Source organism: Johannesbaptistia floridana (assembly GCF_057440575.1).
Genome location: NZ_JALKVM010000087.1, coordinates 1 through 24,354 on the forward strand (window position 1 = coordinate 1; position 24,354 = coordinate 24,354).

The following is a 24,354-nucleotide window of genomic DNA, read 5'->3' on the forward strand; positions in this document are numbered from 1 at the left end:
TAGTTATCGAGGATGAAGTCAAATATTTTGAGCTTATGGGATTATAAACTCATAATGGTGCGTTACATTTCAGGTTTCGCACCCTACAATGTAGAGGCGATCGCCTCTAGATTCCGGCTTTGATTTTATGTAGCATGATAATTTTTCAGCTAAAATGTACAGTAATACCGTACATTATTGAGAGAATAAACAAGAACATTTTTGAGATTGACGATTAGCCTGTAGGTTAGGAAACCATCCCCTACAGGCTTTGGCTTTAAAAATTATAATTCGCCTCGAAAGGCTTTTTGTAGTAGAGATTGGAAAAGAGTGTCAGATTGATTAAAACTCTTCCTACTTTTTTGAATACATAACTTTATATAATTTTGCTGATTAATAAATTCTTGCTGCTTTTTTAGAGGAGGTAAAGGAAATTTAATCTGGTTGATAACATCTAGAGTAATTCCTTTTACTGTTGAGCCACTTTCATACTTTTGTAAATTTTTCGCAAAACACACTAAAAAAAATAGTAAATATTGAGGTAAGAGTTGAGCCGAGCAAAATAAAGCTTTTATATCTTGATTTATTGCTATATCTCTTTTAGTGATACAAACTCTACCTACAGCCATTCTAGTAATAATTAAAACAGTATTTGCTGGAATAATATTAGTAGAACTATTTTTAACTCCTTCTTCTGTAATAAAGTCTTGTGTATTTTCTAACTCTAATGAAGTTATATCTTTAACTGAAGCCCAAGGAATATCACCACCCCAATAATCTAGATTCCGTTTATCAGGTGTTCCACCACCTTTGATATTAACTAAATTCCCTAATTTAAAAACTTCCCATCCTTTAGGATTAGTAACAGGATCGCCAAACATCTCCAAAAAGAGCGATCGCAACAACTCCTCCGTTAATTTTATTGCTTTCTGGCGCTTGCGTCTTATTTCATCTGCTTTATCTAGTATTGCTGCTATGCGTTTTTGTGCTTTTAGGGGAGGTAGAGGTATTTTAAGAATTTCTAACTTTTTTTTATTAAGTGTTTCCCCCATAACAGCACGATCTGTGATGCCTCTAAAATCAAGAACACTCATAGCATAATACAAATACTTAGTATCTAAGATGGATTTATCTTTGATTGGAAGAGCCGCAATAGCTTCATTAGTATACATAGGAACTTTGACAATTCCCACTTTTCCAATAGACAATTTAAAAGAAAAAACTACCGTTTCAGTCTCTACTATTCTATCTTTAAATAATAAAGCTCCCTTGTCAGTTATGGTTTCTTTTGTTGTGTCAAGATATTGTGAATGACCCATATCTGATATGCTTAACCATAGATGTCCCTTTCCCCAATATTCTGATTGAGAACGTGATGGAGTTCTACCAATCGTTATTTTACAAAGTTCACCTAAATTTTTTAATGGCCATTTTGATGAAATCATAAAATTCACCCCAACATCGCCTCCAACGCTTGTAAATCCTTTCTTATTTCATCTTCTAAAGACATCAACTGATGCAAAATCACTCGGGGAGACTCATACTCCACCTCCTCATAACTTACCTGTTTATAACGATTAATCGACAAATCATAACCCCTTCTAACTTATGATGTTCTACTAATATAGCGTAACCGTTCAGCTCGTAGGGTGTGAAGCGTGCGAAGCACGTAACGCACCGTCAGATGAGTAATGAGTAATGAGTAATAAGTAATGAGTAAGAAGGTAGCCTGTAGTTGAGTAATGAGTAATGAGTAATGAGTAATGAGTAATGACTAATCAGTTGTAGTTGTAGGGTGTGTTAGGGCGAAGCCCGTAACGCACCGTCAGATGAGTAATGAGTAATGAGTAATAAGTAATGAGTAAGAAGGTAGCCTGTAGGTTGGGCCCTTGGTCACGAAACCCAACAATATGGAGCGTTACACGAATGTTAACGCACCCTACAGTGTAAACGCTCAAGCCCTAACTTTTCCTAGTTATCGAGGATGAATTCAGATATTTTGAGATTATGGGATTATAAACTCATAATGGTGCGTTACATTTCATTAACCCACCCTACAGTGTAAACGCTCAAGCCCTAACTTTTCCTAGTTATCGAGGATGAATTCAGATATTTTGAGATTATGGGATTATAAACTCATAACGGTGCGTTACATTTCATTAACCCACCCTACAGTGTAGAGGCTCAAGCCCTAACTTTTCCTAGTTATCGAGGATGAATTGAGATATTTTGAGATTATGGGATTATAAACTCATAACGGTGCGTTACATTTCAGGCTTCGCACCCTACAGTGTAGAGGCTCAAGCCCTAACTTTTCCTAGTTATCGAGGATGAAGTCAAATATTTTGAGCTTATGGGATTATAAACTCATAATGGTGCGTTACATTTCAGGCTTCGCACCCTACAATGTAGAGGCTCAAGCCCTAACTTTTCCTAGTTATCGAGGATGAATTCAGATATTTTGAGATTATGGGATTATAAACTCATAACGGTGCGTTACATTTCAGGCTTCGCACCCTACAGTGTAGAGGCTCAAGCCCTAACTTTTCCTAGTTATCGAGGATGAATTGAGATATTTTGAGATTATGGGATTATAAACTCATAACGGTGCGTTACATTTCAGGCTTCGCACCCTACAGTGTAGAGGCTCAAGCCCTAACTTTTCCTAGTTATCGAGGATGAATTGAGATATTTTGAGATTATGGGATTATAAACTCATAACGGTGCGTTACATTTCAGGCTTCGCACCCTACAATGTAGAGGCTCAAGCCCTAACTTTTCCTAGTTATCGAGGATGAATTCAGATATTTTGAGATTATGGGATTATAAACTCATAACGGTGCGTTACATTTCAGGCTTCGCACCCTACAATGTAAATCCCGTAGGGTGCGAAGCAAGTAACGCACCAAAATATCTGAATTCATGAAGATATTCCGAGATTATGGGATTTAAAAATTAATCATCACCAAAATATAACTTATTTATAACTTATGTTAGATGAAATAACAATTTAAAAGACCCAAGATAGAAAAATAACTGTTGATTGTTTAAATTTAATAACTTAATTATTATGAATGATAGTGGCTTTTTAAGCTCTTATAGTGATGCAGTTTTAACTACTTTGAGTTTCTTTTGGAAGGCATTGTGGGCCTTTATTCTCGGCTATATAGTGAGTAGTGCTATTCAAGTATTTGTTACCCGGGAAAGAATGCAAAAAAGTATGGGAAAAGCTGGGAAAAAAAGCATAGCTTTAGGGACTTTCTTTGGTTTTATTTCTAGTTCCTGTAGTTTTGCTGCCTTGGCTACGACTAAATCTTTGTTTAAAAAAGGTGCAGGCTTTGTCCCTGCTTTAGCCTTTTTACTTGCTTCCACTAATTTAGTTATTGAACTGGGTTTTATCATTGCTATTTTCTTAGGTTGGCAATTTGTAGTAGGTGAATATCTAGGGGGAATACTGTTAATTATTTGTACTTGGATAATTGTTAAATTTACTCGTCCTAAAAAATTAATTACTAAGGCGCGACGCAAATTAAATGACCAGGAAGGAGAAGAATCATCACAACAAGATACTCCTAACTGGAAAGAGAAAATACAAAGGAAACAAGCTTGGCAAAAGGTAGCTAAAAAATATTTTATGGAATGGGGCATGGTTTGGAAAGATGTTACCTTTGGCTTTACCGTGGCGGGAATAATTGCCGCTTTTGTGCCTCAGTCGTTTTTTCAAACTCTATTTATAGGCGCAGGAGAGAATAATAATCTAGGTTTTTTCCAAATTTTAGAACATACTCTAGTTGGTCCTTTAGCAGCTTTTTTGACCTTTATCGGTTCTATGGGTAATATTCCTCTAGCTTCAATTTTATATATTAATGGAGTTAGTTTCGCCGGAGTGATGGCTTTTATTTTTAGTGATTTAGTGGTTTTTCCGGTGATTCGTGTCAATGCTAAGTATTATGGTTGGAAATTAGCCCTCTATATTGTGGCTGTATTTTTTGCTGCTTTAGTGGTTACATCTATTCTCCTGCACTATGGTTTTTCTCTATTTGGACTATTGCCTCAAGTTAGTAGCGGTCAAAATGCTTCAGAAACTCAACGCTTTGCCATTGACTATACTTTTTGGTTGAATTTAGTGTTTCTCGCTATAACAGGTTTCTTAGTTTGGTTACGTTTTGATGCTCAAAATTCCTCAAAAAAAGGAAAAGGTCATGGCCATAAAGCTCATAAAAGTCATAAAGGTCACCACAAGCATGAAAATAAGAGCATAATTGAAACATTACTCTTTTGGTTAGCTATTCTTTCTTATATATGGTTAGCTGGTGGATTAATTGTAACTTTAATAACTTAGGGCCTCAAAAATTGATTCTCGCCTGTTGGCCAATTTCTGTACTTTTGTACTTGTGTGCAAGATATGAGTAAAAGAGGTACTAAAACTAAAGCACCAAAGGCTACAAAAAGTACTTGTGCTCCCAGAATAAAATCTTGTAGGCGAAATTGATATTCAGAGGTGCTAATCACTATTTACTCCCACTAATTTTCAAACTCCTCACTAGGATAGTTGACTTTTGGGAGATGATTTAGTTAAATTAGGACTATTTTCTAATAAGCTTTCCGTCATTTTCGCTAATTCTGCTAATTCTGACTGAAGTTTAATCGCTTTTTGTTTATATAATCCTTTACGTTGTAAAGCCGCCTTAGCTAAATCCTCGCGATTATTAAGCAAAGCCTGTTTAGCAACTTCTTCCCAGCTTTTTGCTTCTTCTATAGCTTCTTGGTATTGGGGTTGAATTTGATCCCAAACTACCTTGATATCACTAATCGCTTGGTTAAGTATTCTTTGGGCATTCTTTTCATTAGTATCTTGAAAAGCAACACCAATGGCAGTGGCAAATTTATCTAAGTTGCTATGGGCAACTATAGGTATAAATTCTCTAATCTGTTTACTATCGCTAATTCCGGTTTTACACCAGGTGGCAAAGTGTTCACAGTTATTGAACAAAAGATTGTATTTACGTTCACCTAGGCGGCTTTGGGCCCTATGAACAACTATATCATTGATAAAACAAAATTCTTGCTTATACTGGCACAAATAAACCTTATTGCCTCTGGTAAAAGTAGATAGGGATGTTCTCTCAACTACTTCTGAGGGTTTGCGGTAATGAATAACTGTTCCATCACCGCAATCAATACCGTGATGTTTATAACTCTCTGGTAAATTGAATAACTCTCGATATACGTAAATTTGATCGCCTTTAGCCATGGTCTTCAGAAATGAATTCTCTCTAGGTTGTGCTAGACATTTCTCTAATTGTAGTTAAAGCCACATCAAATAATCTCTGTGGTTTAACTTCATCTTTTACTAGTAACCAAAGACGTTCTACTTCTTCTGTGTGTATGCGGTCATCTTCGGTTAAGGCTATAAGTACTTGTTGACGGAGATATTTACCTTCTTGGGAGAGAAGATACTGTAAACCGAGTCTAGCAGTGGGGATGAGATCAAATTGTTGATCGCTTTGGGCGATCGCAATCATATTTTCTAGTCTTTGCCATTGAAATTTCCCATCTTTAAATAAAATCTCAATTAAACGGCGTCTCAACTCCGGTGATTCTCCCGTGAGTAAACGTCTAGAAACGTAGGGATAGGAAATTTCTACTATTTTGAACTCTGGGTTTAGAGTTAATGCCAACCCCTCTTGGGTAATAATTGAGCGTATGATTAGGGCAAATTTTGCTGGTACCCGGAAGGGATATTCATACATTAACTCAGAAAACTGATCCGTCACTGTTTTAAAGTTAAAATCTTTGACACTCTCTCCCACAGCATTACCCAGTACTTTTTCTAAAGCGGGTATAATTGGTTCTATGTTAGTATCTGAGGTTAAAAAGCCTAAATTGACAAAGTCTCTCGCTAAGGCTTCATAATCTTTGTTAATTAACTGTACAACTGCACTAGCAATAGTTTCTTTGGTAGTTTCTTCTAATTGATCCATCATGCCAAAATCAATATAAGCCATCCTACCGTCTGGAGTGGCAAACAAGTTTCCTGGATGAGGATCTGCGTGGAAGAAACCGTGTTCGAGTAATTGTCTTAACCCTGAGGTTACGCCAATTTCGATTAACTTATTGATATCTAAACCTACGGCTTTAATTTTCTCTGTGTCTGTGAGTTTATATCCTTGAATCCACTCTAGGGTGAGTACGCAATCTGCCGTATATTCCCAATATATCCTTGGTACTTTTATTTGGACATCACCTCGGAAGTTAGCCGCAAATTTTTCTGCATTTCTACCTTCGTTTTGGTAATCTATCTCTTCAAATAGTTTTTTACCAAACTCATCTACAATCAACCTCAGATCATTGCCAATATTTACTGGTAGTATTGGTTGCAGCCAACCTACCAACAATCTTAATAGGTGCAAATCCAGAGTTATCAATGGTCTCAAGTTAGGACGTTGTACCTTGACAGCTACTTCTTCTCCATTGAATAATACTGCGCGATAAACTTGACCTAAACTTGCTGCTGCTACTGGATTAGGCGATATTTCTCTGTATATCTGATTAATAGTGTTACCTAATTCTGTTTCAATGATCCTCCTAGCTATTTCATTATCAAAAGGAGGTAATTGATCTTGTAGCTTGGTTAACTCTTCTAAAAAGTCTTTGCGAATTAAATCTGGTCTTGTGGAGAGGGCTTGACCTATTTTAATAAAAGTTGGACCTAAGTTAGTTAGTAATTTTCTTAACTCCTCAGCTCTTTTTTGTTTATTTTTTTCAATATTATTTGTCCAATTATCCCATTGTAGATGCCAAACAAAACTCGCGAACCATATACTTATTTTTAAACCTCGCCAGATTAATCGCCAAGGTCTCCTATTATAATATTTTGCCAGTGCGATCGGGTCATATTGATTATTTTTTTGGTTATCCAACGCCTCTATTTCTGCCTTCACTAATTTTTTGCCTCTATTTATACTTTATCTTTTTACAATTATTTTCTTCTTCTTTAATCTAGTATACAAAAATACACAAAAATTAATATAATCTTTTTTGGCAGATCCTATGTATACAATTTTTATGGTTAAGCCTATTTGGTAAAATCTCAACTAAAGAAAAGTAAAAAGTAACCAAGAAATAATGACTAAACTCTATTATGTTCCTCCCCAAGAATTACAAAGAATTCTCAAACTATATACTAAGCGTAACGAATTATTTGCTACTTGTTCTAGAATAAATAGCTTATACGCAATCAAAAAAGCAGGTTCTGGTCATATAGGTAGTAGTTTTAGCAGTTTAGATATTGTTACTTGGCTTTTCTTAAATAAACTCCGTTTAGGGCAAGATATCTATTTTTCTTCCAAAGGACACGATGTACCGGGTTTCTATGCAGTAGCCACAGGTTTAAATCTCATAGATTTTGATTTAATTCATCAACTTAGACGTTTAAACGGACTTCCAGGACATCCAGATATTGCTACTCCCTGGATAGCTACCAATACTGGTTCTCTCGGTATGGGTATTTCTAAAGCAAAAGGAATGATTCAAGCCAATCGTCTCCTTTCTCAAGAAAGTCGAGTATACATACTCACCGGAGATGGAGAATTACAAGAAGGACAATTCTGGGAATCATTACCTTCAGCAGTAAATGACCAACTAGGAGAAATTACGGTCATCATAGACCATAATAAACTACAATCTGATACATGGGTTAGTCAAGTTAATGATTTAGGAAATTTAGAAGCCAAATTAGCAGCTTATGGATGGGCAGTAGGACGCTGTGACGGTCATGACATGTTAGCCTTAGAAAAGGTAATAGAAGAATTAGAGTTAAACAGCAATCTCCCCAAAATCATTATTGCTGACACTATCAAAGGTAAGGGTGTATCTTTTATGGAACATACCGCTATGCAACCAGAGGAAAAACTCTATCGTTTTCATAGTGGCGCACCCGATGACCCTACTTACACAAAAGCAGTAGAAGAGTTAATTACTCATGCCAATCAACAATTAGCACAAATCAATCATCAACCCCTAGAATTAGAAGAAGTTAACCTAGATACAAATCAACAAACTTCAGCTAAACAGAAGTTAATTCCCATTTACGGTAAAGCTTTACTCAAACAAGCTGAAAACAAGCCTAATTTAGTAGTTTTAGACGCGGATTTAGTCTTAGATTGTGGTTTAATCCCCTTTTCTGAAAGATTTCCTCAACGCTTTTTTGAATGTGGTATAGCTGAACAAGATATGGTCTCTCAAGCAGGAGGTATGGCATTAAAAGGATTGTTACCAGTAGTTCACTCCTTCGCTTGTTTTCTCTCTACTCGTCCCAATGAACAAATATATAACAATGCTAGTGAAAAGACAAAAATAATTTATGTTGGTTCTCTAGCAGGATTATTACCCGGAGGTCCAGGACATTCTCATCAATCAGTTCGGGATATTTCTGCTTTAGCCGCGATACCTGGTTTAGTGATGATTGAACCTAGTTGTGAACAAGAAGTAACTTTAGCTGTAGATTATTGTGTCAATCAAGCTGCCACTAGCTGCTATTTACGTTTAGTTTCTATTCCCTGTGAAATTCCCTATGAGTTACCTGTAGACTATCAGTTAGAGTTAGGCAGAGGAGTTATCTTGCAGGATTCAGATACTCCTGATGGCGTGATATTTGCCTATGGACCGATACTCTTACCTCAAGCTTACTATGCAGCTAAAATACTTGCTTCTAAGCATAAGATTAATCTCAGGGTGGTAAATTTACCTTGGCTAAACTATATTGATGAAGAATGGTTAGAAACCACTATACAAGGGTGCAAGGCTATTTTTACCCTGGATAATCATTACTTAATTGGGGGACAAGGAGATAGGATAGCTACTTATCTAGTTCAAATGGGTCTATCATCTACAATCAAGTTTAAAAAATTTGGTCTTGCTACTATTCCCGAATGTGGTCAAAATCAGGAAGTACTTGTGGCACATCGTCTCGATGCTGACAGTCTAGCTATAGATATTGCTGCTGTTTTAAATTACTAACTGATGTTACGCAACAAAACAATTAGATTTGAGCTGAACTTGTCGCGCTAGTAGTTGGGTTAAAGGTCGTGCCACCTAAAAAATAAAAGTCCCAGACAAGGAGGTAAATTGTTGGGTTATCTTCCTGCCCAACCTACAAACTTAGAATCTGACGACCTGAAACCTCACTAGATACTGAATTAGACCAAACAAACTCAGGTGCTGACCATAACCTATCTAAAATAAGCGTAACGGGAGATAGACCAAATAATGCCCAAAATACTCCAGTGGGGATAAACCAAATAGTCTGTAAGATAAAACTAACTAATGCTAACGCCATAGACCAAATAATTCTACTAATGCGGGCATTTGGTATGGAACGAGGATCTGTAATCATAAAAAATGCAAATAGCAATAAAGACCCGCTACTAAGTTGATGATATAATACATCCCAAGTCCAACCTAACCATAAATTGCGACTAATCAACAGAAGACTATAGGTTATAAGAAAAGTAGCTGAAGTATCCCAACGTCCTACCTTCTGTAAAATCATGCCTCCAGTACAGATAAATAGGGCTAAATACCACCAGTCTGTACCCCATTGTCCCGGTGATACCCAGGCATCGTTAGTTAAAATTAAGGCGCTGATAATTCCAAAGTTAGCTGGGTTAAAAAAATGCTTCTCCTGGTAGCGTAATAAAAATTTACTGCTAATGCCACAGCATCCTGCTACAATCATAGTCAAATAGTTATTAGCTCTTAATAGTAAAATTAACCCCAAGATTGTAATTATGGCACTGCGCCAGTTAATTTTGGGGGCTTTTACTAACCATGTACCGATTATTTGGCTTGATATTGTACTCACTATTAGCACAATTATTACATTCGGTTTGAGAGTCCAATCTCTCGTAACTACCCCTAATCCTAGAAAACAACTTAAGGAGAGTATTTGATAATCACGAACATCCAGGTTAGATATTAAGTTTTTGATGTTGTTTAGCATAAAAAAAGTGAATTTGTGTAAAGTTTTGTAAAAGACGCTAAGATAGTAGAAAGATAACAAAATATTTTATTAAAGAATGTCATCTTCTCAACCAACGGAAAATCAATTACTTAAAGAAATTTTAGAACCTTTGTTAGAAGACTTCCAACACTGGTTTGGTCGCTCTCGTTCATTGTTGGAAAATGAAAGACTTACATTTTTTTCGGAAAATGAACAAAAAGAACTTCTAGAAAGAGTAAAGCAAAGTCAACAAGAAGTAAGTACAGCACAAATGTTATATAAAGCTACTGACGGTCAAGTAGGTATAGAACCATCTATGCTACTACCTTGGCATCAACTAGTCACAGAATGCTGGAAAGTAGCGATGAAATGGCGATCGCTTCGTCAAGCAAATTCTCATCAGTCTGATTCTCACAACCAAAACTCATAATAACTTTAGGAAAAAAATAAAGGAGAAACCACCCATGTTACATTTAATATATATATTCGCTTTTACAGTAATTGCCTTTTTAGCAATTAGCAATTTGATTAAAAGCCTGATGAACGTAAGCTACAAATCAGCCCGAAATTACAGACCATCAGAAAGTTACTCAAAAACAAAAGTATCTCACCCAGAATTAGTAGACGAACAAGGACGCCCAATTAAAGAACCTCTTTTGGTAATGCGTTCTGTATCAGTAGAAGATGCACGCCAAAAGTTAGACGATATCTACAAAGCTTCTCCAGGGAAAGCAAGCCAAGATAACGAAACTGAATAAATAATTAGATTATAAGGCGATCGCTGCTGCCATGATCAAGCGATCGCATCCTATCAAATTCCACAGTTGAGCTTATGATTAGCCAAGCAGAAATTCACGAAATTGCTTCCGAGATTGAATTAACTATAGACAATCCCCAATCAGTGAGAAGACAGCTACGAAAACTAAATTTAATTAGACAAAAATTAGGAATAAAAAAAAGGGAAATTAGACAAGAGTTACAAAATCTTAAAACCAACCACAATCAAAATGTAGCTAATAACGTTTTGAGAGCAAGTATGCCTTTTTTACCAAAAGATGTCAGAAAATGGCGGGGAGTAATTAATGTGGGAGCTAGAGAAATTAGCCGGGCTAGACAAAATGCTACTCGTCAACCCTATTTAGAGCTACAAAATGTGATAGATGATTACTTGTTAGAAATAGATAATCTTAGATTAGAAGCCCAAGAATATCTATCTCAGCAGGAATAAGATTCTCATGAGAAAGCGTCAAAACTCAACTAATTTTACAGATTAGTTTTGATTCATATTTGTTTTTTACAATTAAGCTTTAAAGGAAATATTTTTCTACTTCTAAAACACTTTTGCCAAAAAAACTATTGACAATTTTAATTTTGGTAACGCGATCGCTCTACCTACGAGTAAAATAAAAATTCGGCAAAAACGGCTAAGTATATTAGAATCAAGGGCATAGTTACCACCTATGCTTAAACTTAATACTATGGTTACAACACCGTCAGAAATTATCAAATCTTTACTCCCTACTCTCAAATTAGCCGCTAATTATGCGGCAACAATTCAGGAGAAAATACAAACCCAACCAGAAAAAACAGAATATGGGGACAATTTTTATGCTACGGCCTTAACAGATGCTGATTTAACAGTTCAAACAGCAGTAGAATTAGCTCTACTAGCACAATTTCCCGAGATACGTTTTTTTGGTGAAGAATATCAAAAATCTTTTAATACTAAGTATTTTACTGGTATAACCATGGCCGATGATGACCAAATCCTAGTTACCCTCGACCCTATTGATGGAACTAGATCATATATAGACCAGTTACCATGTTTTTCGATAATTCTCACTATTATCAAAAATAGAAGTTATCAAGCTGTTTTAATTCTTCAACCCAAAAGACAAAAATATTTCTATGCAGAAAGAAATAAGGGGTCTTTTGTCGGTAGTCTTGATACTCCTCTAGAAGAAGCTCAACCCTTGAGGTTACAACCACTTAAATCAGAAAAAGTATATTTAAGCTTTGGATTAAAATCAATGGGCGATGCCTTTGTAAAAGCAAAGTTTCCCACTTATTGTAGTGCTACAGACTATGCACCACCGCAACTTCCTCCCGAGAGTTTAAACCTAATAGAAGGGGATTTAGCCGCAGTAGTGGTAGAAGTAGGAAACTTAATTGATGGTGCAGCAATGGCTTTTGTGGCCAAAGAAGCTGGGGCGATTGTTACCAATTGGCAGGGTAAGGATTTTGAGCCTTTTGTAGAAGTAGAAAAGATGAAAATACCCGGTTTAGTAGTTGCTGCTAATTCTGAAATTCATCAACGGATTTTAGAAATTGTTTCTGCTCCTGAGGTATAGAGGTTAACGGATTTAGGGAATAGAAAATGCTTGAAATAAAAAATCTACCTCATGAGGATGGGAATTGCTATATTGTTTTTTTATCTCAAAACAACTAAAGCCTTTTTCTTCCCTGCTCCCGGAGCAAAATGAGTAACCACAACTTATTGCCAGCCTGCGCGGTCCATCACTTGTACAGAATTAGAGAGTAAAGGACCATATTCTGCAACGCTAGTTAAATCTGATTTGAATTCTCCAAAATTAGCTACTACTGGCGCTAAAGGAACACCATCAACTACAGGATACTCATTATTACCTTGGGCGAAAAAGTTTTGAGCTTCATCGCTAACTAGATACTCTAAGAAGGCAATTCCCGCTTCTGGATTAGGGGCAGTTTTAACTAAGCCTCCACCACTAATATTAACATGAGCACCTCGGCCATCTTGGTTGGGAAAAAATACACTTATAGTCTCAAAAATCGCTTGTTTTTGAGGCTCTTTGCTTTCTGCATAACTAGCTAAATAGTAGGTGTTGGCGATCGCTAAATCCGCTATTCCTGCCGCCGCAGCTTCTATTTGAGCGCGATCGTTTCCTTGGGGTGGACGGGCGAAGTTGTTCACCATCCCTCTACACCACTCCTCGGTTTGTGTTTCTCCGTGTACAGCAATTAAATTAGCTATCAGGGATTGATTATAAATGTTATCTGAAGAACGAATAGCGATTCTTCCTTGCCATTGAGGATCTACTAAATTTTCGTAGGTAGATAGTTCTGATGGGTTAACTCTCTGGTTATTATACATAATTACCCTTGCTCTTTTACTAAAACCAAACCAATGTCCTTGGGGGTGTCTGAGATTACTAGGTATTTTTTCAGTTAAAACGGCAGAGGTTACGGGAGCAAAAATGCCATCTATATCGGCACGCCACAATCTCCCCGCATCTACCGTAATCAATATATCTGCTGGACTATTGTTTCCTTCACTCTTAATTCTAGTAATTAGTTCATCGGCTTTACCTTCTATGAGATTAACTTTTACTCCTGTTTGTTGCGTAAAATTATCATATAGAGCATTATCTGTATTGTAGTGGCGTGAGGAATAAATGTTCACTTCCTGGTTTTGTGCTCTTACTGGCCTTGATTTATTTAATTGTCCTAATGTGACGGTAGTAGCTGCCGCTGCTGTTCCTAAAAATATTCTTCGGGATATTTTGTTCATTTGCGTATCTTTTTTATTTAACAAGTCTTTTATTTTACGCTTATTGCTAATCTAAGTCAATAATTTTAAATAATATCAAAACCGAATTTAGTACACGCTCACCTCACACCAAAGCATCTATACCTAATGTTACTGGTGGATGAATCTTGAAGTAATGAGTAATGAGTAATGAGTTAAAGAATTAATGCGATCGCGCTTAAAAGGAGGCAGGAGGTTGGTATAGATGGGGACTTCAACCCGATTGGGCGAGGCACAAAGGCTTTACTTTAATTTAACTAAAAATCTTCCCTCCTGCCTCCTGCCTCCTGCCTCCTGCCTCACCCGAAGGGGGTTAAAAATTGGTATACCTTTGCCAGATCTTAGACTAAAGAGAAATGAACTTTTTCTGAGGTTAATTTAGTACATAAGTACTGGTGGAAGATGTGAGCTCACCATAAGTTATATAAATTATTTCTTGATATTGCAAAAATATTTTTATCAAAAAGCCCATCTTAGTTGGTGTATAGGAACATACGAGTTACTTTATGCTATTAATCAAGAGTTCAAATTAAATCAAAAAAAATTAATTAGGTATTAAATTTATGGTTTTTCAAGTTGAGTACGCAGGTAACGAAAATAGCAACTTACTTTTTGGTGAACAAGACTTAACCAACCTTCTCGAAGGATTCGGTGGCAGCGATTTCACTATTGGTGGCAACCTCAACGACGGCATTTATGGCTACTCATTTCAAGGGAATTCTGACACAGATAGTGGCGACTACATCGACGGACAAGGAGGTGATGATAGTCTTTTTGGACAAATTGGTGACGACACAGTTATGGGTGGCACCGGCGATGACCTCCTTGACGGTGACTTAGGCAATGACTTCTTAAACGGTCAAAGCGGTAACGATTTCCTCGATGGCGGCGATGGTGATGACACCATGTATGGTGGTTCTAACAGTGATATCCTCGAAGGTCGTCTTGGCAATGACTTCCTAAGTGGTGGTACTGGCGACGACAGTTTGTTCTCTGGTCGCGGTGACGATACTCTTTCTGGAGACCAAGGAGATGACCAACTTTCTGGTAGTTCCGGTGATGACCAACTTTCTGGAGGAAAAGGCGCTGACCGCTTATTTGGTGGACATGGTAGCGACGTTCTTTATGCCTTCCAAAATCCAAATGATTTTGGTATTTATTTCAATGGTCAACTTGATGATGCTGCTAACGATAGTCTTTTCGGTGGTAACGAAAATGACCAAGCTTATGGTGCCGGCGGTAATGACTTGATTGATGGGGGTGCTGGTGAAGATTTACTCATGGGTTATGGCGGCGATGACACGATGATGGGAGGTCAAGGTAATGACACTCTAGAAAGTGGTATTGGTGACGACTCAGTTACTGGTGGCACAGGTACTGACCTCATTACTGCTGGTGAAGGTAACGATACCTTGATTGGTATAGACCCTGGTATTACTAGCGCTTTGGAACTTGATACTCTTACTGGTGGTCCTGGTGCTGACCTGTTTGTAGTTGATGGTGGTAGTCAAGAAAACCCCTCCTACAGTCTCAATGGTGATGAAGATTTTGTTACTATTACCGATTTCAGCGGTATTGGAGATCCCGATTTCATCGACCCCAGTTTCGGTGGCGAACCCGGCGAAAGAGATAAAATCCAGTTGCTTGAAGGCTTGCAAGACTTTTACTTCATTCAAGAAGGTATAGATGAAGCAGGTTTCTATACTGAAATCCACGTTAACGCCGGTTACGCAGGTAACCCTGAAGCTAATGACTTGCTCGCTAGAATTTACCAACCAACTGGATTATTTAACTTTGAAACTGATATTGTTTATGCTTCTCCTGAAGTTAGTGGTTAAACCAACCATTCTCTCGATGAAATAGTTGGTTTATATTTTATTTAGCATTTTAGAGCTATGGATTAATCATAATCCATGGCTTTTTTCATTATATCAATAGAAAAAGTTTGAGTCAAAAAAAGCCTATTTTAGTTGCTGTCTGGGGACATACGAGTTACTTTATGCTTTAAATCAAAAACAGTTAGTAAATTAGCAAAAGCTGCTGCAAAACAATTAGAAGAAATTATCAAAGAGCAATATTGGCGAAAACATGGTTACTGGGTAATCGATTAATCTAACTTGATTGGGATTTGCTGAAGTTTACTCCTGTATAAATATCAGATAATTTTAATTCAAAAGCGATCGCCCTTAACTGTATCACTGAATCTTCTTTCTCATCTTCCGACAACAACCATTTTTGCTCCTCTGTTTTAACATACTGCATAATTTGATATTGTTCTTGAGAAATCAAAATATACTCTTCTAGTTCGGGAATAGAACGATAGTAAGTAAATTTCTGGCCTTGGTCGTAGTTTTGTGTGGATTTGGACAAGATCTCCCCAATTAAAATCGGATTGGTTACAGTAGTTGTTCCTTTGTCTGTATAAATCGGTTCTCCTTTGATTACCATCACATCGGGATATGTATAAACACGATAGCGGGGTATCCAGAGACGCACATCTCCAATATAGACACGATAATTTTGTTCTCTTAGGCCAAATTTGAGATTTGCGGCTAAATTTAAACAAATTTCATTATGATTAGTTGTTCCTCCTGCCACTGGTATGATTTCTCCATCCCGATACTCGCTTTTATATTCTACTTGTTCCTCTAACCGTAAATATTCTTCTGGAGTATATTTATAATCTTTGATTGGTATGTGCATAAGCATAAAAGAATGATTGTTTAGGAAAAATTAGGACAGGCCCAAAACCTGTCCAATTATGCTAAATTAATTTGATTAGGCGAAAACCGAAATAAAGACCCAAAGCGGCTACGGTTAGAGCTAATATGAAACCGAAATAGTAAACAGCAGCAGAAATGATCATCTTGTTAAACTAACTCACAATGCAAAATATCACTGTTAATTTACCACAAAATCCTTACTCTATTGCGATCGCCTCAGGAATCTTAACACAATTAGGTGATTATCTTCAGGAATTAAGACTAGGAAAAAAGATTCTACTCAACTCTAATCCCGAAATCTTTCAATTTTGGGGAGAAAAAGCCGTTAATTCTCTAGAAGATGCTGGTTTTGAGGTTTATGTTCATCTTATCCCTTCAGGAGAAAATCATAAAACTCTTGATTCTATTGTTAAGATTTATGACGTAGCTCAAGCTAATCATTTAGAACGGAATTCTACCTTCATAGCTTTAGGAGGGGGAGTAATTGGTGATATGACTGGTTTTGCTGCTGCTACTTGGTTAAGAGGAGTAAATTTTGTGCAAATTCCTACTACTTTGTTAGCAATGGTTGACGCCGCTATTGGCGGTAAAACAGGAGTTAATCACCCCCTAGGAAAAAACTTGATTGGGGCTTTTTACCAACCGAAATTAGTATTAATTGATCCTACTGTGTTAACTACTCTACCCAAGCGAGAATTTACAGCAGGGATGGCGGAGGTAATTAAGTATGGTGTGATTTGGGATGGTGAGTTATTTAAGCAATTAGAATCTAGTGATAATTTACAAGAATTTAGCAGTTTATCTCCAGAATTACTAGAAACTATTCTGACTCATTCTTGTCAAGCTAAGGTAGATGTAGTCACTCAAGATGAAAAAGAAGCAGGAATTAGAGCGATTTTAAACTATGGCCATACCCTCGGTCACGTTTTTGAGAGTTTAACAGGATATAATACTATTAATCATGGGGAAGCCGTAGCTATAGGGATGGCAATGGCGGGAGAAATTGCCGTGAGGTTAAATCTTTGGTCGGCTGAAGATAGTAAACGTCAACGGGATTTAATTATCAAAACAGGCTTACCAATTAGTTTACAAGAGGAATTAGACATGGAAGATATTTTAGAAGTGATAAAAAGTGACAAAAAGGTGAAAGATGGTCAAGTTCGCTTCATCTTACCAGTAAGTATTGGAAAAGCTACAATTAGCGATCGCGTTTCTCCTGAAATTATTAAAGATGTAGTCTTAAATAGTAGATAGTTGTATAATTCAGTTGGGATTGCTATAGAGGATTTTTCGGAAATTACTGTATTAAATTTACTTAGTCGCAGTTACTTAAAAGCAAGATAAAAAGTAACAGCAAAGCTGCAAAGTTTACTGAACAAAATAATCAAAAAATAACTTAAATTAGTAGTAACATTGAATTGATTACTTTGAAGAGGGGGAGATAGAAGCAATGAGAATACTAGTATTAGCATGGGAATTTCCACCACGTCTTGTAGGTGGAATAGCTCGTCACGTAGCTGAATTATATCCAGAACTGGTGAAATTAGGCCACTGTGTAGAGTTAATTACCGTTGAATTTGATTCCTCCCCCAAATATCAAGTAGTAGAAGGAATCAAAGTGCATAGGGTGCCCGTCGCACCAGGAGATAATTTCTTTCACTGGGTAGTTAATATGAATCAAAGTATGGGGGAGTATGGAGGTAAATTAGTAAGAGAAGAAGGCCCCTTTGACATAATCCATGCTCACGATTGGCTAGTAGGAGATGCCGCAGTAGCTATCCATGAACATCTTAAAATACCTCTAATTACCACAATTCACGCCACAGAATATGGCCGGAGCAACGGTCTCCATAACAGAACTAATTATTATATTTCTGATAAAGAAAAATATCTAGTTAGTAATTCTCAAAGAATTATTGTCTGTAGTAACTATATGCGCAATGAGGTTGCCAATGTTTTAGAGGCAGATTTAGAGAAAATAGATATCATCTACAATGGTATTCGTCCAGAAAAAAAACAACTCCCCCCAGAATTTGACGCTCTCGCCTTTCGACGATTATTTGCTAAAGACGAGGAAAAAATTGTCTACTATGTTGGTCGCATAACCCACGAAAAAGGTATATTTGTAATTTTAAATGCAGCGCCTTTAGTTCTCAAAGCTTTAGACAATCAGGTAAAATTCGTGATCATTGGTCGCGGCAATACCAACAGTCTTAAACAACAAGCTTGGAATCTGGGTATTTGGGATAAATGTTACTTTACAGGCTTTATGTCAGACAACGATTTAAATAAATTTCAAACTATTGCCGATTGTGCCGTTTTTCCCAGTCTTTATGAACCTTTTGGTATTGTTGCTTTAGAAAGCTTCGCTGCCAAAGTACCAGTAGTTGTTTCTAATGCTGGAGGTTTACCAGAAGTCGTTAAGAATACAGAGACAGGAATAGTTACCACAGCTCAAGATGCTAATTCTCTCGCTCACGGTATCATAGAAGTGTTGAGACATCCTGGATATGCAAACTGGTTAGTTAAAAATGGTTACGCAGATTTGGCTAAGCGCTTTAATTGGACTAATCTAGCTAAACAAACAGAACAAAGCTACAATAGAGTGGTAGAACGCCAATATCAACTAGTATAAAACTATAAATAATAAGTAAATATTACTAGTAAGAGAATTGAGCAAAATTTAATCTAAATCTGCTTTAGTTTATTATTGGGATAAATAGCAATTTTTCAGCAGGGTGAGGTACATTTTTTATTCTTTCTTGTTATAGTGCTTATAGCAGTACTTGTTGACATGTTTGACATTTTGATCCCCCCTAACCCCCCTTGAAAAAGGGGGGAAAGAGCTTTATTTTGATGTCAAACACCATAATGCGTAGAGCTATAGTTATAGCAATGACCAAATAGATGTTAACAGTTATTATCATGAAAAGCCCCCCGAGGTTACCTCATATCTTGCACCAAAACAAAAGTACAGAAATTGGCCGACAAGGGAGAATCAATTTTTAAGCGTTTAGCATTAATTCTTTAACTCATTACTCATTACTTCAAAACTCATTACTCAACAACAACCAGTAACATTAGGTAAAGATGCAATATCTGAGTAAGGGGGGGAAGGGGGGATCTGTAAATATAAATATTGTTAACACTACAACGCTCATTGCTATACCTATTCCCTTTTTTGTTAATACTAATCTCTCTGTGTTTACCTCACTAAATTTAAAAACCCTATAAAGCTATAATGATTAAATATAGATAAGCAAAATGTCCACAACGAATATAAGAATGATTAATTCTGAAGTAGAAAACATTTTGATCGTTAAGTGTAACGGACAAGAAAAGATTTTTACTCTTAATGACCAACATTTTTCTGTGGGTCGTCATCCATCTAATTCTTTAGTGATTCAATCTCAACTAATTTCTCGCTATCATACTACTATTTTTCCCGTTAAATCCGCTGTATCTCATCACCCAAACTATTGGGTAGTTGACGGAAACCTAGAAAAAGGAATTCGTAGTAGTAATGGAATTAGTGTTAATGGTCATCCTTGTTCAATGCAACAACTCACTGTTAGAGATATTATTATCTTGCCAGATCATACCCAAATAATTTATGATAAAGCCTTAAAAACAGATGATGATAATACTACGAGTCTTTTAGACGATCAAGCTATTGATTCTGCTGCAAAACCATCACCAACTTTAGTTAAATTTCAGGCAAAATTAGCTGATTTAGACCATCCTAACTTGATGAGACTAGTCAGTTTTGCCGAGTTAAATCCTTGGCCAATTATAGAAATTGACTATACCGGAACAATTGTCTACGCTAATCCAGTAACCTTTCAATGGTTTAGAAATATTGAAAAATGCAAAGAACATCCGATTATTAAACAAATTTTATATTCTTGTCAACATGATAAGACTGAAGAAGATTATTTTAGTATAGAGATAGAAAACGAAAATAATTTTTTTGAAGTTTATATCCATAATCTCAGAAACAATCAAGTAATCAGAAGTTATATCAAACATATAACTAGAAGAATAAGAGCAGAAAAAACACTTGAGTATAAAGCATATCACGATGAATTAACAGGATTATATAATCGTTTATATTTTACCCAACAAGTATCTAGATTAATTCAAGAAGCTCAACTTAAGTACCAAAAATTAGCAGTACTATTTTTAGACTTAGATAGATTTAAAAATATTAATGATTCTCTCGGACATCAGTTTGGAGATTTAGTTTTACAAAACTTTGCCTTACGCTTAAAAGAATCAGTCACTGAAAATGATTTAGTAGCAAGGTGGGGAGGAGATGAATTTATTATTTTATTAACTCAAATTACTGATATCAAGCAAATACACGAAACTATTAAGAGATTAATGAGCAATATTAGAGAGGTATTTCATATACACAAATATCATTTACATCTTTTAGCTAGTATTGGTATTTCTATATATCCTGATGATGGCCATACTGAAGAGATTTTAATTCAACATGCTGATGCAGCTTTGTATCGTACTAAAGAACAAGGTCGTAATAATTATCAATTTTATAATCAAAGTATGACCTCTAAAGCTGAAGCTTTTTTGAGTTTAGAAAATTATTTAACTACCGCTATCAAAAATCAAGAATTATTAGTATATTATCAACCCCAAGTCAATTTAAAAACTAAGCAAGTCTGTGGATTAGAAGCTTTATTGAGATGGAATCATCCTAAATTAGGAATGGTTAGTCCCACAGAATTTATTCCTCTCGCGGAAGAAGTTGGCTTAATTGTGCCCATGGGAGAATGGATATTGCGTGCTGCTTGTAAACAAAATCGAGAATGGCACCGTTTAGGATTTAAGGATTTAAAAATAGCTATCAATCTCTCAGCACAACAACTATATCAAGATAACTTCGTACAGCTTATCCTAAATATTTTAGCAGAAAATGAGTTAGAGCCTAATTCCTTAGAACTAGAAATCACAGAAACAGCACTTATAGAAAATACTTCTCAAGTTCGTACAATCTTAACGGATTTACAATCCTTTGGCATTGATATTACCTTAGATGATTTTGGCACTGGATACTCCTCTTTGATTTATTTGAAACAATTTGCCTTCGATAAACTAAAATTAGATAAATCTTTTATACAAAATCTTGGCCAAGATGAACAAGATTTAGCTATTGTTTCGGCGGTAATGGTATTAGCAGAAAAATTTAATCTTGATGTAGTGGCAGAAGGTGTAGAAAATGAGCAGCAATTAGAAATCTTAGCTAATCTTCATTGCTATAATATTCAAGGCTATTTTTATAGCAAGCCTTTGCCGCCAGAAGAAATAACCAAATTTCTAGAGCAATATCGCCAATGAGAATATATTTAATCAAAATAGTCGCTAAAATCTAGATAGTAAAGAATAGATATTGTTAAAAAACCAAATTATGCCTAAGGAAATTATGATAGTAGGAGCGGGTATTGGTGGATTAACCTTAGCTCTTGCTTTACAACAAAAGGGAATTGAATTTCAAATATTGGAAAAAGCTAACTCATTTGAAGCTTTAGGTTATGGCATCCAAGTAAGTCCTAATGTAGTTCGGGTTTTACAAGCATTAGGTATAGAAAAACAACTAAACCAGGTATCTCATCTTTGCCAAGGCTTTGAATTGCGCTCTTTTGATTCTGATAAAATATTAGCCAAATGGCAGTTAAACAGCGATTTACCCTATTATCAATGTCGTAGAGCAGATTTACACCAGATTTTGTTTGATTCTATCCAAGATAAAAGCAAAATTCATTTTTCTCAGGTTTTAAAATCTTATCAGCAACTTTCTCAGAATCAAGTAGAATTACATCTATCTAATCAAGAAACCATAACAGCTAGGGCGCTAGTAGCTGCTGATGGAGTACACTCTCTAGTAAGAAAATCTCTATTTCCTCAACATCAAGTAAAATATGCAGGCTATGCCGCCTATAGAGCTATATTACCATTTAAGCCTGAATATGAGCCTTTATCAGGTCAAGCTACTGTGTGGATGGGAAAAAATCATCATGTAGTTGCCTACCCTAATGGTAATCAAAAAGCTAAAACCCATTGGTTAAATTTAGTACTAGTGGTAAAAGATAACAACTGGAATCAAGATGGTTGGACAATTACTGCTGATAAATCTAACATAGTTAAAGATTTTACTAATAAATCCCCCTTGCTCACCGAAATTCTCGCTGATTTACTCGCAGATAGCCAACCCTGTTTTAAATGGGGTTTATTTATTCATCCTCCTCTTCCCTATTGGTCTCAAGGTAAGGTAACATTATTAGGGGATGCAGCTCATCCTATGCTTCCTTTTCAAGCTCAAGGCGCAGCTATGGCTATAGAAGATGCTTATGTTTTAGCTGAGTGTATAAGTAGAAGCGAAGATATTGAAACCGCTTTTCGCGAATATGAACAAGCACGCATCAAACGTACTACCAACGTTCAGCAGGTATCTAGAAACAATGCAGATATTTTCCACGCCTCAGGTATGATAGCAATGGCGAGAGATTTAGCTTTAGGCTTGGCATCCACTATCAATTCCAGTTTAATCAATCAAAAAACTGCTTGGATTTATGACTATGATGTAGTAAAACACTGGAAAAGTAGTTAAAATAATTTTAGATTAATTTTAAGCATAACTAATATTTTGGCTGTTACTAACCCTACTACCATCACTCAAACTCAAATTCCTAATTGGCAATGGCAAAGTTGGCAAGGCTTAGCCTATCTTCGTTGTAACTTGTTGTCAAATTGGCAGCATGGTTTTTTTACTAGACATTTTTTTCCAAGTTCTCCATCTATTCTAACTAAAGCTTTTACAGAGACGGCATCAATAAATCAATTAAATCAAATACATAGTAATAAGGTGGTTAAACCTTCAGAAAAGATTTCAGACAATATCAACGATGCTGATGGTTTAATCTCAGAAGCAGATAATCAGGCTCTATGGGTAGCTAGTGCCGATTGTACACCAATATTAATAGGCGATCGCCAAACTGGTCAAGTTAGTGCTATACATGCAGGTTGGCGGGGCACAGCAGAGGGTATAGTAAAAGAAGCAGTAAGACGTTTTATCAGTGATGGCAGCAAAATAAGTGATTTACTAATAGCAATGGGACCTGCTATTAGTGGTTCAGTATATCAGGTAAGTGAAACCGTAGCAGCAACTATTTGTCAATCTATATTAGTAGATGAATCTCCAGAAAATACCCCAGAAATTCTCAACATCGCTTGGCAATTACCCCAAACTCCCCTCAGAGAAGATAATCAACCAGGAAGAGTAAAAATTGATGTAGCTCAAGTTAATTATTTACAGTTACAGCAATTAGAAATCAAACCAGAACAAATAGCGATCGCTCCCTATTGTACATATCAAAATCCCGATTTATTTTTCTCCTACCGTCGCAGTAAAGAAAAAAAAGTACAATGGTCAGGAATTATATCTTGAAGTACTCCACTCTTAAATAAGTAGGGCTAAATACAGTTGAAAAATATATACTTATCTATAAAACAGATAGTCTGTAAGAATCATAGCATCAGGAGTGGGCGATCGCTTCTATAGCAGTGACCGCAGTGGTGTTAACAACATTTATCACTAACTTTTCCCCCCCAACCCCCCTTACTAAGGGGGGCTTTTCATCATTTTTGTCAACATCTATAGCAATGAGCGTTGTAGTGTTAACAATATTTATATTTACAGATCCCCCCAACCCCCCGCAAACTCGGGGGGCTTTTCATGATAACTGTAAACATCTATTTGCGAGCTTGCTATATTGGCTCATTGCTATATTTCTTTGATTGAATTAATCTTTTTTTGAGTTATCTCAAGTTACTATCATATACAGGGCGCAAGCCTTGCGCCCCTACATTATATTACATTGTTTGGGCGATCGCTTCTGTTTCTTTGAGGATAATATTAATCTTGGGTTTCGTTACAAGGGCCCCACCTACAGACTACGTACAGGCTACCTTCTTACTCATTACTCGTTACTCGTTACTCATTACTCATGTTTGTTGGGTTATCTCCCGGCCCAACCTACAAAGTTATTACCATAATATAGAGGGCG

20 protein-coding genes are annotated in these 24,354 nt (G+C 36.3%); 12 read left to right on the forward strand and 8 right to left on the reverse strand.

Features of this window, described 5'->3' with window-relative positions; all coding sequences use genetic code 11:
• Positions 1-263: 263 nt before the first annotated feature.
• Positions 264-1,424, reverse strand: a complete 1,161-nt coding sequence (locus tag MW688_RS06140) for a restriction endonuclease subunit S (protein ID WP_486735055.1) — start codon at positions 1,422-1,424, stop codon at positions 264-266.
• A gap of 5 nt (positions 1,425-1,429) precedes the next feature.
• A complete protein-coding gene (locus tag MW688_RS06145) occupies positions 1,430-1,567 on the reverse strand; it encodes a hypothetical protein (RefSeq protein WP_486735056.1) in 138 nt (45 codons plus the stop codon).
• Positions 1,568-3,049: 1,482 nt separating this feature from the next.
• Between MW688_RS06145 and MW688_RS06150 the strand changes: the two genes are divergently transcribed.
• On the forward strand, positions 3,050-4,321 hold the full coding sequence (locus tag MW688_RS06150; protein WP_486735057.1) for a permease: 1,272 nt from the start codon (positions 3,050-3,052) through the stop codon (positions 4,319-4,321).
• Between the two features lie 201 nt (positions 4,322-4,522).
• Here MW688_RS06150 and MW688_RS06155 read toward each other — a convergent pair whose 3' ends face one another.
• Both MW688_RS06155 and MW688_RS06160 read right to left on the reverse strand, forming a co-directional pair.
• Complete coding sequence (locus MW688_RS06155; protein WP_486735058.1) at positions 4,523-5,233, reverse strand: lecithin retinol acyltransferase family protein; 711 nt, start codon at positions 5,231-5,233, stop codon at positions 4,523-4,525.
• Between the two features lie 22 nt (positions 5,234-5,255).
• Positions 5,256-6,923: an ABC1 kinase family protein gene (locus MW688_RS06160; protein ID WP_486735059.1), complete on the reverse strand. Its 1,668-nt coding sequence runs from the start codon at positions 6,921-6,923 to the stop codon at positions 5,256-5,258.
• 184 nt (positions 6,924-7,107) lie between these two features.
• On the opposite strand from MW688_RS06160, the gene MW688_RS06165 reads away from it, so the two are divergent.
• On the forward strand, positions 7,108-9,000 hold the full coding sequence (locus MW688_RS06165) for a transketolase C-terminal domain-containing protein (RefSeq protein WP_486735060.1): 1,893 nt from the start codon (positions 7,108-7,110) through the stop codon (positions 8,998-9,000).
• A gap of 133 nt (positions 9,001-9,133) precedes the next feature.
• Here MW688_RS06165 and MW688_RS06170 read toward each other — a convergent pair whose 3' ends face one another.
• Positions 9,134-9,982: an RnfABCDGE type electron transport complex subunit D gene (locus MW688_RS06170; protein WP_486735061.1), complete on the reverse strand. Its 849-nt coding sequence runs from the start codon at positions 9,980-9,982 to the stop codon at positions 9,134-9,136.
• Positions 9,983-10,058: 76 nt separating this feature from the next.
• Between MW688_RS06170 and MW688_RS06175 the strand changes: the two genes are divergently transcribed.
• From MW688_RS06175 to MW688_RS06190, 4 genes are all read left to right on the forward strand, one after another.
• Positions 10,059-10,412 carry a DUF2605 domain-containing protein gene (locus MW688_RS06175; protein WP_486735062.1) on the forward strand — a complete coding sequence of 118 codons (354 nt, stop codon included), beginning with the start codon at positions 10,059-10,061 and terminating at the stop codon, positions 10,410-10,412.
• A 34-nt stretch (positions 10,413-10,446) separates the two neighbouring features.
• Positions 10,447-10,740, forward strand: coding sequence for a DUF2973 domain-containing protein (locus MW688_RS06180; RefSeq protein ID WP_486735063.1), 294 nt, complete (start codon positions 10,447-10,449; stop codon positions 10,738-10,740).
• Positions 10,741-10,814: 74 nt separating this feature from the next.
• Positions 10,815-11,210, forward strand: coding sequence for a hypothetical protein (locus MW688_RS06185; protein ID WP_486735064.1), 396 nt, complete (start codon positions 10,815-10,817; stop codon positions 11,208-11,210).
• 232 nt (positions 11,211-11,442) lie between these two features.
• Entirely contained in the window at positions 11,443-12,333 is an 891-nt protein-coding gene (locus MW688_RS06190) for an inositol monophosphatase family protein (protein ID WP_486735065.1), read from the forward strand.
• A gap of 143 nt (positions 12,334-12,476) precedes the next feature.
• On the opposite strand, the gene MW688_RS06195 is transcribed toward MW688_RS06190, so the two are convergent.
• Entirely contained in the window at positions 12,477-13,529 is a 1,053-nt protein-coding gene (locus MW688_RS06195; protein WP_486735066.1) for a Fe(3+) ABC transporter substrate-binding protein, read from the reverse strand.
• Positions 13,530-14,110: 581 nt separating this feature from the next.
• On the opposite strand from MW688_RS06195, the gene MW688_RS06200 reads away from it, so the two are divergent.
• Positions 14,111-15,385: a calcium-binding protein gene (locus MW688_RS06200; RefSeq protein WP_486735067.1), complete on the forward strand. Its 1,275-nt coding sequence runs from the start codon at positions 14,111-14,113 to the stop codon at positions 15,383-15,385.
• 274 nt (positions 15,386-15,659) lie between these two features.
• On the opposite strand, the gene MW688_RS06205 is transcribed toward MW688_RS06200, so the two are convergent.
• Both MW688_RS06205 and petL read right to left on the reverse strand, forming a co-directional pair.
• On the reverse strand, positions 15,660-16,250 hold the full coding sequence (locus MW688_RS06205; RefSeq protein WP_486735068.1) for a Uma2 family endonuclease: 591 nt from the start codon (positions 16,248-16,250) through the stop codon (positions 15,660-15,662).
• 61 nt (positions 16,251-16,311) lie between these two features.
• Positions 16,312-16,413 carry a cytochrome b6-f complex subunit PetL gene (petL, locus tag MW688_RS06210; RefSeq protein WP_486735069.1) on the reverse strand — a complete coding sequence of 34 codons (102 nt, stop codon included), beginning with the start codon at positions 16,411-16,413 and terminating at the stop codon, positions 16,312-16,314.
• A gap of 19 nt (positions 16,414-16,432) precedes the next feature.
• Here petL and aroB point away from each other — a divergent pair, with 19 nt between their 5' ends.
• The 5 genes from aroB (at position 16,433) to pgeF (ending at position 23,735) form a co-directional block, all read left to right on the forward strand.
• The gene (gene aroB, locus MW688_RS06215) at positions 16,433-17,524 is read left to right on the forward strand and encodes a 3-dehydroquinate synthase (RefSeq protein WP_486735070.1); all 1,092 of its coding nucleotides are present in this window, start codon (positions 16,433-16,435) and stop codon (positions 17,522-17,524) included.
• 196 nt (positions 17,525-17,720) lie between these two features.
• Positions 17,721-18,905, forward strand: coding sequence for a glycosyltransferase family 4 protein (locus MW688_RS06220; protein WP_486735071.1), 1,185 nt, complete (start codon positions 17,721-17,723; stop codon positions 18,903-18,905).
• A gap of 629 nt (positions 18,906-19,534) precedes the next feature.
• On the forward strand, positions 19,535-21,628 hold the full coding sequence (locus tag MW688_RS06225) for an EAL domain-containing protein (RefSeq protein ID WP_486735072.1): 2,094 nt from the start codon (positions 19,535-19,537) through the stop codon (positions 21,626-21,628).
• A gap of 70 nt (positions 21,629-21,698) precedes the next feature.
• A complete protein-coding gene (locus MW688_RS06230) occupies positions 21,699-22,898 on the forward strand; it encodes an FAD-dependent monooxygenase (protein WP_486735073.1) in 1,200 nt (399 codons plus the stop codon).
• A gap of 33 nt (positions 22,899-22,931) precedes the next feature.
• The gene (gene pgeF, locus MW688_RS06235; RefSeq protein WP_486735074.1) at positions 22,932-23,735 is read left to right on the forward strand and encodes a peptidoglycan editing factor PgeF; all 804 of its coding nucleotides are present in this window, start codon (positions 22,932-22,934) and stop codon (positions 23,733-23,735) included.
• Positions 23,736-24,354 lie beyond the last annotated feature (619 nt).

What these genes read in the sequence shown, in the direction of transcription:
- MW688_RS06140 (WP_486735055.1), bottom strand. Translation starts at nt 1,424, where the DNA reads ATGATTTCATCAAAATGGCCATTAAAAAATTTAGGTGAACTTTGTAAA.
- MW688_RS06150 (WP_486735057.1), top strand. Translation starts at nt 3,050, where the DNA reads ATGAATGATAGTGGCTTTTTAAGCTCTTATAGTGATGCAGTTTTAACT.
- MW688_RS06155 (WP_486735058.1), bottom strand. Translation starts at nt 5,233, where the DNA reads ATGGCTAAAGGCGATCAAATTTACGTATATCGAGAGTTATTCAATTTA.
- MW688_RS06165 (WP_486735060.1), top strand. Translation starts at nt 7,108, where the DNA reads ATGACTAAACTCTATTATGTTCCTCCCCAAGAATTACAAAGAATTCTC.
- MW688_RS06170 (WP_486735061.1), bottom strand. Translation starts at nt 9,982, where the DNA reads ATGCTAAACAACATCAAAAACTTAATATCTAACCTGGATGTTCGTGAT.
- MW688_RS06175 (WP_486735062.1), top strand. Translation starts at nt 10,059, where the DNA reads ATGTCATCTTCTCAACCAACGGAAAATCAATTACTTAAAGAAATTTTA.
- MW688_RS06180 (WP_486735063.1), top strand. Translation starts at nt 10,447, where the DNA reads ATGTTACATTTAATATATATATTCGCTTTTACAGTAATTGCCTTTTTA.
- MW688_RS06185 (WP_486735064.1), top strand. Translation starts at nt 10,815, where the DNA reads ATGATTAGCCAAGCAGAAATTCACGAAATTGCTTCCGAGATTGAATTA.
- MW688_RS06190 (WP_486735065.1), top strand. Translation starts at nt 11,443, where the DNA reads ATGCTTAAACTTAATACTATGGTTACAACACCGTCAGAAATTATCAAA.
- MW688_RS06195 (WP_486735066.1), bottom strand. Translation starts at nt 13,529, where the DNA reads ATGAACAAAATATCCCGAAGAATATTTTTAGGAACAGCAGCGGCAGCT.
- MW688_RS06200 (WP_486735067.1), top strand. Translation starts at nt 14,111, where the DNA reads ATGGTTTTTCAAGTTGAGTACGCAGGTAACGAAAATAGCAACTTACTT.
- MW688_RS06205 (WP_486735068.1), bottom strand. Translation starts at nt 16,250, where the DNA reads ATGCACATACCAATCAAAGATTATAAATATACTCCAGAAGAATATTTA.
- petL (WP_486735069.1), bottom strand. Translation starts at nt 16,413, where the DNA reads ATGATCATTTCTGCTGCTGTTTACTATTTCGGTTTCATATTAGCTCTA.
- aroB (WP_486735070.1), top strand. Translation starts at nt 16,433, where the DNA reads ATGCAAAATATCACTGTTAATTTACCACAAAATCCTTACTCTATTGCG.
- MW688_RS06220 (WP_486735071.1), top strand. Translation starts at nt 17,721, where the DNA reads ATGAGAATACTAGTATTAGCATGGGAATTTCCACCACGTCTTGTAGGT.
- MW688_RS06225 (WP_486735072.1), top strand. Translation starts at nt 19,535, where the DNA reads ATGTCCACAACGAATATAAGAATGATTAATTCTGAAGTAGAAAACATT.
- MW688_RS06230 (WP_486735073.1), top strand. Translation starts at nt 21,699, where the DNA reads ATGCCTAAGGAAATTATGATAGTAGGAGCGGGTATTGGTGGATTAACC.